This window comes from Thermoanaerobacter sp. A7A, assembly GCF_000445185.1.
In the GTDB taxonomy this organism is placed as follows: Bacteria; Bacillota; Thermoanaerobacteria; order Thermoanaerobacterales; family Thermoanaerobacteraceae; genus Thermoanaerobacter.
The window spans coordinates 26,193-37,092 of sequence record NZ_AVAF01000002.1 but is presented as its reverse complement, the minus strand read 5'-3'; the positions used below and the strand labels follow the sequence as shown (position 1 = coordinate 37,092).

The 10,900-nt window shown below is 33.1% G+C and carries 9 protein-coding genes and 1 pseudogene; 4 read left to right on the top strand and 6 right to left on the bottom strand.

The genetic code is table 11. The features are described from left to right. Window positions 1-43 precede the first annotated feature (43 nt). Window positions 44-1,828: pseudogene (locus M663_RS0100185) on the bottom strand (sugar phosphate nucleotidyltransferase); the annotation flags it as partial. Window positions 1,829-1,955: 127 nt separating this feature from the next. On the opposite strand from M663_RS0100185, the gene M663_RS0100180 reads away from it, so the two are divergent. Then, entirely contained in the window at window positions 1,956-2,882 is a 927-nt protein-coding gene (locus M663_RS0100180) for a Na/Pi symporter (RefSeq protein ID WP_004400573.1), read from the top strand. 54 nt (window positions 2,883-2,936) lie between these two features. Further along, window positions 2,937-4,022 carry an endospore germination permease gene (locus M663_RS0100175; protein WP_029687519.1) on the top strand — a complete coding sequence of 362 codons (1,086 nt, stop codon included), beginning with the start codon at window positions 2,937-2,939 and terminating at the stop codon, window positions 4,020-4,022. Between the two features lie 12 nt (window positions 4,023-4,034). Here M663_RS0100175 and M663_RS0100170 read toward each other — a convergent pair whose 3' ends face one another. After that, window positions 4,035-5,444: a PIG-L family deacetylase gene (locus M663_RS0100170; protein WP_012995771.1), complete on the bottom strand. Its 1,410-nt coding sequence runs from the start codon at window positions 5,442-5,444 to the stop codon at window positions 4,035-4,037. Window positions 5,445-5,602: 158 nt separating this feature from the next. Here M663_RS0100170 and M663_RS0100165 point away from each other — a divergent pair, with 158 nt between their 5' ends. After that, window positions 5,603-6,538 (top strand): dipeptidase, encoded by a 936-nt coding sequence (locus M663_RS0100165; RefSeq protein ID WP_029687518.1) that lies wholly within the window; start codon window positions 5,603-5,605, stop codon window positions 6,536-6,538. A 329-nt stretch (window positions 6,539-6,867) separates the two neighbouring features. Next, window positions 6,868-8,109: a serine hydroxymethyltransferase gene (gene glyA / locus M663_RS0100160; protein ID WP_029687517.1), complete on the top strand. Its 1,242-nt coding sequence runs from the start codon at window positions 6,868-6,870 to the stop codon at window positions 8,107-8,109. Window positions 8,110-8,141: 32 nt separating this feature from the next. Here the strand turns inward: glyA and hisIE are convergent, their stop codons facing one another. From hisIE to hisH, 4 genes are read right to left on the bottom strand one after another with little or no spacing between them, the layout of a single operon-like run. Next, window positions 8,142-8,801, bottom strand: a complete 660-nt coding sequence (hisIE, locus tag M663_RS0100155; protein WP_029687516.1) for a bifunctional phosphoribosyl-AMP cyclohydrolase/phosphoribosyl-ATP diphosphatase HisIE — start codon at window positions 8,799-8,801, stop codon at window positions 8,142-8,144. A gap of 22 nt (window positions 8,802-8,823) precedes the next feature. Continuing rightward, window positions 8,824-9,585 (bottom strand): imidazole glycerol phosphate synthase subunit HisF, encoded by a 762-nt coding sequence (gene hisF, locus M663_RS0100150; protein WP_029687515.1) that lies wholly within the window; start codon window positions 9,583-9,585, stop codon window positions 8,824-8,826. Then, complete coding sequence (hisA, locus tag M663_RS0100145) at window positions 9,586-10,293, bottom strand: 1-(5-phosphoribosyl)-5-[(5-phosphoribosylamino)methylideneamino]imidazole-4-carboxamide isomerase (protein WP_003866544.1); 708 nt, start codon at window positions 10,291-10,293, stop codon at window positions 9,586-9,588. It abuts the gene before it with no gap. After that, window positions 10,284-10,895 carry an imidazole glycerol phosphate synthase subunit HisH gene (gene hisH, locus M663_RS0100140; protein WP_004400587.1) on the bottom strand — a complete coding sequence of 204 codons (612 nt, stop codon included), beginning with the start codon at window positions 10,893-10,895 and terminating at the stop codon, window positions 10,284-10,286. Before hisH ends, hisA begins: the two co-directional genes overlap by 10 nt. Window positions 10,896-10,900: the final 5 nt, after the last annotated feature.

Genomic DNA, 10,900 nt, shown 5'->3' with positions numbered 1-10,900 from the left:
AAAAAAATTATAAAAAAAGGTACAAAGCAAAAAACATAAACTCAAGTTCATCTTCATCAAATTCTCTTCCCTTTTCGTCGTAGAGTTTAACTTTTTCTCCATTTTTATAAAAAAGTATCCCTACATCATAACACTCCTCTGCTATAAAAAACTCATTTTTACCTATGGCTTCTAATAGCAGTTTTGTTTTTTCATTGTAAGGTTTAATTTTAAAACTTTTATATGCAGTCCTTTTTTTAAAAAGAAAGTTAAGATAATCGTTGTTTATATCAATTTCTCTTATAGGTTTTAAATTTTTCCCATCAACTCGTTCAATATCATATACTCTCAATTTGTTCTCTATTTTCTTTTCTAAGTTTCTATCGATATCACACCCTTCTTTATCGAGAAACAAAATCCTTAAATTTCCTTCTTCTTCCTCTACATAGATTCCTCCTCCACACTTATTTTTCTTAATTCCATATCTTAAAGTGGGTAAAAGAGTATTATTGACTTTTAAGACCTCACAACCACCAGATACAAGCCCAAAACTTATTAAATCGCTTATAAATTGAGATACAATATCCCCATCGTGTCCTACCAACACACTGCTATTCACTATATTTCCAAAAACTTCTCCAATTTCAACTGCAATTTGAGGAGTAATATCCTCATTAAAAACTCCTTTAATCCCCCTATACCCAAAAGTCAAAGGCTTCCTTCCATTCCCCCACACTACATCTTTTGTGATCACAGAGCCCTCATCTATTATTTTATAGGGCCATATTTTTACCTCTGGCTTTATTTCAGCAAAGGATTTTATTTTACAACTCTCCCCTATAACACTGTTTTCAAAAATTCGGACATTATTGCCGATTCTCACTCTATTGCAAACTACACAACCCCTTAATTCACAATTTTTATCTACAATTATTTCATCCCACAATACAGCATTTTTTAAACTGCTCCCTTTCTTTATATAGTTATTTTTACCAATTATTACGTTAGGTCCTACAACAGCGTTAGCTTCAATTATTGCATTGTCTCCTATAATCACAGGAGGGATGATTTTAGCTTCAGGAGAAATTGTAACATTTTTACCTATTACCTTTCCCTTTTTAAGTAACTTATCCTTATATCCTAAATCTACTCTTCCTTCTAAAATATCAAAATGACTAGTGATGTATTGATTGGTATTTCCTATATCACACCAATATCCTCCTGTAATATAACCGTACATTGGAATATCATTTTTCAACAACATAGGAAATAAATCTTTACTAAAATCAAAAGGCTTATCTTGAGGTATAAACTCCAATATTTCTGGTTCTATTATGTATATACCCGTATTTACTGTATCGCTAAACACTTCTCCCCAAGAAGGTTTCTCTAAAAATTTTTTTATTTTGCCTTCCTCATCCACAATCACAACACCATATTCCAACGGCACATCTACTCTTGTCAAAATAAGAGTAACTTTTGCCCCTTTCTTTCTGTGAAACTCATAAGCTTCTTTTATATTAACATCAGTAATTACATCTCCGCTCATAACAATAAAAGTATCATTTAGAAAGTCTCTAGCATTTTTGACACTGCCTGCCGTCCCTAACGGCTTATCCTCTATATAAAACTTTATTTCATCCCCATATTCTTCTTCTAAATATTTTTTAATCTTTTGAGGCAAGTAAAAAAGCGTAACAGCTAAATCTTTGATTCCATATTTGTGTAAGTGTTCCACTATGTGCTTTATCGCAGGTTTATTTGCAACAGGTACCATAGGCTTAGGTATATCGGCTGTTAAAGGTCTTAGTCTACTTCCTTCTCCACCCGCCATGATTATCCCTTTCATCCAACCACCTCTAAAAAATATTATTAACCTCTAATTCTTAGTGTTTTTTATTTAATGAAAAATTATTCATTTTAAGACATTGGCAACATAAAATTGAAATAGGAAAGGACTTTGCGGGGGAGTAAAAATGATAATCTCTTTAATATATTTCGCGGCAGGAATAGGAGTATTTATTTGGGGAATTTTTACTTTAACAAGGGGATTAAAGGTCTTCTCACAACAAAAAATTTCTCAAATTATTAACAATTTTGCAAGCAATTTATTAAAATCAATAATAATAGGTTTTTTTATAACCTTAATTATTCAAAGCAGTAGCATGGTAACTGTAATCGCAGTAACAATGGCAGGAGCAGAGCTTTTAACTCTTAAAAGCGCAGCAGGTATAATTATAGGTTCTAATATTGGAACTACTATTGCCGTGCAGCTTTACGCATTTAATCTGTTTAAAATAGCCCCTTATTTAGTTTTTATAGGTTCTGTACTACATTTCCAAAATTGCAATACTAAATTAAAATTTGTAGGAAATGTATTTTTAGGATTTGGATTAGTATTTTATGGTCTTAAGATAATGGAACTGGCTACAATGCCTCTTAAAAAAAATTCTAACTTCGAGCTTATTAGTGCTAATCTTTCAAATCCTTTCTGGGGAATTCTTGCTGGAATAATCACAGCATTAATCCTTCAATCAAGTAATGTAGGTATAGCAACACTACAAGTTTTGGTCTCCTCTCAACTAATAACCTTGCCTCAAGCATTGCCAATAATATATGGTTTAAATATTGGAACTTGCTCAGAGGCTATCATACTGAGCTTTGCCTCTAACAAAGAAGGGAAAAAAATAGCTCTCTTTAACATTTTTCTTAATATAGGGGGCACTATACTCTTTTTGCCTTTTACAAATTTTTTTGCAGAGTTTTTGAAACTCATCTCCCCCCACAATCCTTTAAGACAGGTGGCAAACGCCCACACATTTTTTAATCTTTTTTCTGCACTTTTGATAATTCCTTTTCTTAAGCAACTTTTTGTTTTAATAGATAAATTAGTAAATAAATAAAAAATTCAATTAATAGGAATCCTAATATTAAAGTTTATTTTCAAGGTGGTAACAATGAACAAAAGATTAGAAGTTAGCGATTTATTGTTTTTAATGATAACTTTTGAGATTGGAACATCAGTACTCTTTTGTTTGGGAATTAAAGCAAAACAAGATTGTTGGCTTTCTATTTTAATTGCAATGCTTATTTCTCTGCCAATTACACTTATGTACGTCTCCTCTTTTGAAAAATCGCAAAAAAATCTTCCACAGTTACTTGAGTTTGTTTATGGGAAATATATAGGTAAAACTTTATCTCTAATTTATGCTCTGTACTTTTTATACATTGCTTCAAGAAACGTAAGAGACTATGTAGAACTCAGTGTAAATACAATATATTCTCGAACACCTACATATATTTTTTCTTCTTTTATGCTTATATTAGTAATGTATTACCTCCTATTTGATATATGTGTACTTGCCCGCGTTGCTAAAATTTTGCTCCCTCTTATTTTAGCTATTATGGCTTTTCAAACAACTATGATAATGATGGGAGATAATTTTAGTTTTTCAAGGCTTTTACCAATTTTAGAAAATGGAATTGTTCCCGTAATCAAAGCAGCAATTCCTCTAATTGTGACTTTTCCATTTGGTGAACTTATTGCTTTTACTACAGTTTTTGATAAAGTAAAACAAAAGGAAAAAATAAAAAAGATAATGCTGATAACCACTGTTTTTACTGGTCTACTATTGTCCTTTAACAATATCATTATAATTTCTTCTTTAGGAGCAGATGAAGCTTCAAGAGAAAATTTCCCATTGTATCAAGTTATAAGATTAATAAATTTAGGAAATTTAAAAAACCTAGGCACTTTGTATGTATTTATAATGATTATAGGGGTATTTTTTAAGATTAGCGTATTTACTTATGCGGGACTTACCATGATAAAAAATGCGTTGGAATTAAAAAGTTATAAATACCTGCTTTTCCCTGTTTTGTCGATGATTTTTGCTGCTTCTTTTATAATTGCCGACAGTTATCAAACCCACATACTTATAGGTCTTAAATTTACTCCTTTTTACATACATGTACCTCTACAAATAATTTTACCTATGATTACTTTTCTATTTCTAAACATAAAAGAAAAGAGAAAACCTTAAAAGCCTTCTCTTTTACTCACCTATTTTATACATATTCCAAGGTATTTTATCTATAAGACGATTCCTATAAATAGAATCCGCTCCCATAAATATATATCTTAAATTATTCACCTGTGGTATTTTTACTTCAACCCACATTTTATTTCCATTGATTATAGGTTTTGCCGCTATAACATCTGTCAAAGAATTTTCTGCCCTTTTATACTGATACAATTTTTCATCTACAATTCCTAAATCAATACGTTTTATATCATTTTGATCTTTATAAAATAGCCTCATTTCAACATGGTAAATTACTTTTTTAGATATTGGTCTTGCCGATTCTAAGCCGATGTACAATTTATTGTCGTAATAAAAAGCTCCTAATCGCGTTAAAGCTGCACTTCTGTATATTTCCTCATTTAACATGCCACCAGTATACACTTTTAAAAGAGTATGAGGCAAAGCTCTACTTTGTAAATCTGGTTTTGAATCAACTACAGGAATAGTGATGACAGGTTTTGTAGCAAATAATTCGGTTTTTCTTACAAAAGCCATTAAAAATGGTTCCATAACATCTATTTGGGTCCTATATTGTTTTATAGCCACTTGTTTCAAATCTATTTCTTTTGGAGTTAAGTCAAAAGATTGCCATTCTGTGTTACTATCTTTCATATCTACAGGAGGTAACATGGGCCTATTTTTCTCCGCCATCCATGGCACTGGCCATTGTGGATGATGGACTAAAAACATATGCTCACGGACATTTATATTCACAGCGGTAATAGTATATCTCACAAAATTGCTTACTGCCCAATGGTCGGGATGCATATCATCTGCTAAAGGATAATATATATCAGTAGGTTTAAAATCTTTAATTATTTCCGTAAGTTCATCAACTAAATTTCGTCCTGTATATGCAATACCTGGCTTATAAACTGTATCATAAGGAGCATATGCCACATGAATTCCGCCACTCACTCTTGGACGGCCATTATCCCAATATTGGCTCCACAAAAATCTGATACTTCCATCAGCAAACCCTAAAAAAATTAAATCTTGTCGCGGTAATCCCAAAACTCTCATGGCAACAATACTTTCTTGCTGTCTTGCAAGTCCAAAACGATAAAAATCTTGAGGAGTAGGATTTGTTTTACCACAAAATGACATTGCGGCTTTTTTGTAACTCTCTCCACTTGTGACTATTACTACTTTAATAGGCCTTTTAAGTTCTACAGCTCTTTGAATAATTCCTGCCATTCCTAAAGTCTCATCATCAGGATGAGGAACTATAATGAGGATTCTTTGCCCAGGGTCATCAAAAGTTGGCAGTGTACCTTTTTCTGCGAAGTTTGCAATAGCCATTTCCCAATTCATTATATAGGATATTCCTATTAATAGAGCAATAAACAAAGAAAAGTAAATAGTCCGTTTATTTATCATGCTACTCTGCCTCCATTCATGCTATTATTGTACTATACATTTATGAACAAATTATTACATGATAATTAATTTTTAATTAATAATATCAAATTTTGAAAAATATTTTGTTATGATACAATCATACTATGAAGAAAAAATAAAAAGGGGGAAGGATGAATATGTTTGTTGATTTTCACTGTGATACTCTTTATCGTTTAATGGACAAAAAAATAGATTTCACTGAAAGGTCAAAAGAAGGTCATGTGGATTTACAAAGGATGAAAGAAGGCAAAGTTCACTTACAGGTTTTTGCTGTATTTGTAGATCCAAAACAAATGAGGAAAAATGCTGCCACAATAGCTTTAAAAATGATTGATAAAATGCATGAAGTAATCGAAAAAACAAAGGAATTTAGATTAATTTTAAAAGGAGAGGATATAGACAAAGCAAAACAAGAAGGAAAAATTGGAGCATTGCTTTCTATAGAAGGCGGTGAAGTTTTAGAAGGTGAAACTTCTCTTCTTAGGATGTTTTACAAATTAGGGGTAAGAGCTCTCACTTTAACTTGGAGTTTGAGAAACGATTTAGGAGACGGAGTAGACGGTGTTAAAGAAGCGGGGCTTACTTCTTTTGGCAGAGAAGTTGTAAAAGAAATGAATCGCCTAGGAATGATTGTAGATGTATCTCATCTTAATGAAAAAGGATTTTGGGATGTACTAGAACTTAGTGAGAAACCAATTATAGCTTCTCATTCTAATGCTAAAACCCTATGCTCTCACAGAAGAAATTTGACAGATGAGCAAATAAAAGCGATAGCTCAAAAAGGCGGTGTAGTTGGAATAAATTTTGCTCCACAATTTTTAAGAGATGAAGGTCAAGCTGCATTAGAAGATGTTTTAAATCATATAGATTATATATGCGAATTAGTAGGAGAAGATTATGTAGGTTTTGGTTCTGACTTTGACGGGATTAGCAGTACTCCTGAAGGATTAAAGGACATATCTTATTTCCCCGCAATTTTAGAAGGACTAAGAAAAAGAGGATACACCCAAGAACAGATTGATAAGATTTCTCACAGAAATTTTGAAAATCTTATCAAAAAAATTCTAATATAAAAACAAAAAGAGCCCTGGAATACTCCAAGGGCTTGCATATGTTAAAGGGGGAGTCATTGTTTTGACCAAGTATACATTATACAGTCCTTTTTCAAAAAAATCAAGACCTCATAAAAAATTTTTTTGAGGGATAGGGGGTATTTTTAAGGGAGCTCATCTTATATTATAACCAAATTTGTGAGTTTTAAAATTAAAATCTCGTTAATTTTGTTAAGTTTATGTTAAATTTTTGTTAATTGGCGTTATTTTCTTCAAAAAGAAGTGCTGTTGAATATAGTATACAAAAGATTTATAATAGAGGTAGATAATGAAACATAGGGGGTAAAGTCATGGATATTGAAATAATAAGAAAAACTGATCCAGAAATCGCAGACGCAATTGAAAAGGAGCTTATAAGGCAGAGAAATAAAATAGAGCTCATAGCTTCTGAAAATTTTGTAAGTAGAGCCGTAATGGAAGCAATGGGGTCCCCTCTTACTAATAAATACGCAGAAGGGTATCCAAATAAAAGGTATTACGGCGGTTGCGAATATGTGGATATAGCTGAAGAATTAGCAAGAGAAAGGCTCAAAAAACTTTTTGGTGCTGAACACGCAAATGTACAACCTCATTCAGGAGCACAGGCAAACATGGCTGCTTATTTTGCTCTTATAAAGCCAGGAGATACTGTGCTGGGAATGGATTTAGCCCATGGAGGGCACCTCACTCATGGAAGCAAAGTCAATTTTTCAGGCCAAATCTATAATTTCGTATCTTACGGAGTAAGAGAAGATACAGGATATATAGATTACGATGAAGTAGAAAGAGTCGCAAAAAAGCACAAACCCAAATTGATTGTTGCAGGTGCTAGCGCTTACCCAAGGATAATTGATTTTAAGAAATTTAGAGAAATTGCAGACAAGGTTGGAGCTTACCTCATGGTAGACATGGCTCATATAGCTGGTCTTGTAGCAGCAGGTCTTCATCCTAATCCTGTTCCTTATGCAGATGTTGTTACGACTACCACCCATAAGACTTTAAGAGGCCCAAGAGGAGGAGCTATTCTTTGCAAAGAAAAATACGCTAAAGCAATAGACAAAGCACTTTTCCCGGGAACGCAAGGTGGCCCTTTAATGCATATAATAGCAGCAAAAGCCGTTTGTTTTAAAGAAGCTCTTACCGATGAATTCAAAGAATATCAAAAAAGAATTATCGAAAATGCAAAAGCTTTAGCAAATGCATTAATGGAAAGAGGAATAAATTTAGTGTCAGGTGGAACTGATAACCACTTGATGTTGTTGGATTTAAGAAACACAGGAATAACAGGCAAAGAGTTAGAAACAAGATTAGATGAAGTAAACATAACTTGCAACAAAAATGCTATACCTTTTGACCCATTAGGGCCAAATGTCACTTCTGGTGTGAGACTGGGAACTCCAGCTGTTACAACAAGAGGAATGAAACCTGAAGATATGGTAGAAATAGCGGACATTATAGTCAATGTAATAAGGGATGAAAACTATAAAGAAAAAGCAAAAGAGAGAGTAACAAATCTTCTCAAAAAATATCCTCTTTATGAGGACCTAATATAAAGAAGATAGGGAAAGTCTTTTACTGACTTTCCCTATTTCTTTCTCTCTTCATGTTCTTCTTTAAATTCCTTTGGCTTATAATACCTTCTACCAAGCTCACCGTATACATCCTCGAGCTTTATACCTTTGTCAACTAACAAAACTATTAGATGATAAAGTAAATCTGAAACCTCATACACTATCTCTTCTTTGGAGTCATTTTTGGAAGCTATCACTACCTCCGTGGTTTCTTCGCCAATTTTCTTTAAAATCTTATCTAAGCCTTTTTCAAATAAATAGTTTGTATAAGACCCTTCTACCGGGTTTGTCTTTCTATCTTTTACCCGTTCATATAACTTTTTAAGTATTTCCATGTCATAATTTTTAATTTCACCTAAAAAGCTTCTATAAAAACAGCTTACATTCCCTGTATGGCATGCCGGCCCTTTTGGTTCCACCTCAATTAGCAAAGCGTCTTCATCGCAGTCATAAAATATGTTTTTTATCTTTTGGGTATTACCTGAAGTTTCCCCTTTATGCCAAATTTCCTTTCTACTTCTGCTAAAAAAATAAGTTTCTCCCTTTTCCAAGCTTAATTTTAAACTTTCCTCATTCATATAAGCCAACATTAATACTTGTTTTGTGTTGTAGTCTTGCACAATGGCAGGAATAAGTCCTTTTTCATCAAACTTTAATTTCTCTATATCAATCATTTTCTACATCCTTTCGATAAATTTAAATTCTCACTGGTATACCCTCTTCTTTTAAATATTTTTTAACTTCTTTTATTTCCAACTCCCTGTAATGAAACACAGAAGCCGCTAACGCAGCATCAGCTTTGCCTTCAGTAAAAACCTCTTTAAAATGCTCTTTCTTTCCTGCACCTCCAGAAGCTATAACGGGGATATTGACAGCTTCACTTACCATTCTTGTAAGCTCTATATCATACCCATCTTTAGTACCGTCTTTGTCCATACTTGTAAGAAGTATTTCTCCTGCTCCTAAAGACTCTACTTTTTTAGCCCACTCAACAGCATCAAGTCCTGTGTTTACCCTTCCGCCATTTATATACACATCAAAGCCCGAGCCATCACTTCGCCTCTTGGCATCAATTGCTACAACCACACATTGGCTTCCAAAACGTACAGCGGCCTGACGAATAAGAGTTGGTTGTTTCACAGCTTGGGTATTTATTGAAACCTTATCAGCCCCTGCTCTTAGAATATCTTTTATATCGTCAAGGTCTGAAATTCCACCGCCAACAGTTAAAGGAATAAATACTTTTTCAGAAGTCCTTTTTACAACTTCTATCATTATTTTTCGTTTTTCATAAGAAGCAGTAATGTCCAAGAATACAAGCTCATCTGCTCCTAATTCATTGTACTCTGATGCTATCTGGACAGGGTCTCCCGCATCTTTTAAATTTAAAAAGTTAACTCCTTTTACTACCCTGCCGTCTTTCACATCTAAACAAGGAATTATTCTTTTTGCAAGCATTTATATTACCTCCAAAGCACTTTTAAAGTTTATTTTTCCAATATATAAGGCTTTTCCAATTATCGCACCATATGCTCCCATCTCTTTAAGCTTTTTTAAATCCTCAATTGAGGATATTCCTCCTGATGCTATCACTTGAACACCTGTTTTTAAAATATTTTCTAAAGCTTTAAAATTTGGTCCATTAAGAGTTCCATCTTTAGAAATATCAGTGAAAATTATCGTTTTTACTCCTATTTCTTTCATTTTTTTAGCTAACTCCATATCTTTTATTTTAGTCTTTTCAAGCCATCCACTTACGGCAACTTCTCCATTCTTTGAATCTATACCCACTATCGTCCTTTCTCCGTAATTGGAAAGGGAATAAAGAAGAAGATCTTTGTCATATATTGCCGCCGAACCTAAAATTACATACTTAACACCTACAGAAAAAAGATAATCGATAGTTTCTCTATTCCTTATTCCTCCACCTACTTCTATCTCGGCTTTACAGTTTTTTGTAATCTGTTCAATGACATTACCATTTACCAAATGACCTTGTTTTGCACCATCTAAATCTACCACATGAATTCTCTTTGCTCCTAATTCCTCCCACATTTTAGCTACGTCAACGGGATTTTCATAATAAACCTCTTTGGTATTAAAATCTCCTTTTGTAAGCCTTACACATTTTTCTTCCATAATATCAATTGCAGGTATTAAAACCATTTTGCCATCTCTCCAAAATTCTTTAAAATTTTAAGCCCCACTTTTCCGCTCTTCTCAGGATGGAATTGACAAGAAAAAACATTGTCTTTAATTATAACTGCAGGAATCTGAACACCATAATCAGTCACTGCATACACATATTTCTCTTCATTGTTGGCTACATAATAAGAATGAACAAAATACGCATAATCTCCATTCTCCACTCCTTTAAGAAGTGGAGTTTCCTTTTTTATTTCAAGACTATTCCATCCCATGTGAGGAATTTTATTATGCTTTGGAAGTTCTATTACTTGCCCTTTAAAGATCTTAAAACCCTCAGTTTCCTTTATTTCAAAGCCTTTTTCAAATAAAAGCTGCATCCCCAAACATATCCCAAGAAACAACTTACCTTTGTCGATTTGTCTTTTTATCTCTTCTAACATGCCTGTTTTAATGAGAGTATCCATCGCATCAGGAAAAGCTCCCACTCCAGGAAGAACTAATGCATGAGCCTCTTTTACCGAAGCTACATCTTTTATAATTTTTGCCTCATAGCCTACGTATTTAAATGCTTTTTCTACACTTCTTAAATTTCCCATTCCATAGTCAATAATCCCTATCAATTTTT

Coding starts and splice junctions, on each gene's coding strand:
- M663_RS0100180 (WP_004400573.1), top strand. CDS start 1,956: ATGATAATCTCTTTAATATATTTCGCGGCAGGAATAGGAGTATTTATT.
- M663_RS0100175 (WP_029687519.1), top strand. CDS start 2,937: ATGAACAAAAGATTAGAAGTTAGCGATTTATTGTTTTTAATGATAACT.
- M663_RS0100170 (WP_012995771.1), bottom strand. CDS start 5,444: ATGATAAATAAACGGACTATTTACTTTTCTTTGTTTATTGCTCTATTA.
- M663_RS0100165 (WP_029687518.1), top strand. CDS start 5,603: ATGTTTGTTGATTTTCACTGTGATACTCTTTATCGTTTAATGGACAAA.
- glyA (WP_029687517.1), top strand. CDS start 6,868: ATGGATATTGAAATAATAAGAAAAACTGATCCAGAAATCGCAGACGCA.
- hisIE (WP_029687516.1), bottom strand. CDS start 8,801: ATGATTGATATAGAGAAATTAAAGTTTGATGAAAAAGGACTTATTCCT.
- hisF (WP_029687515.1), bottom strand. CDS start 9,585: ATGCTTGCAAAAAGAATAATTCCTTGTTTAGATGTGAAAGACGGCAGG.
- hisA (WP_003866544.1), bottom strand. CDS start 10,293: ATGGTTTTAATACCTGCAATTGATATTATGGAAGAAAAATGTGTAAGG.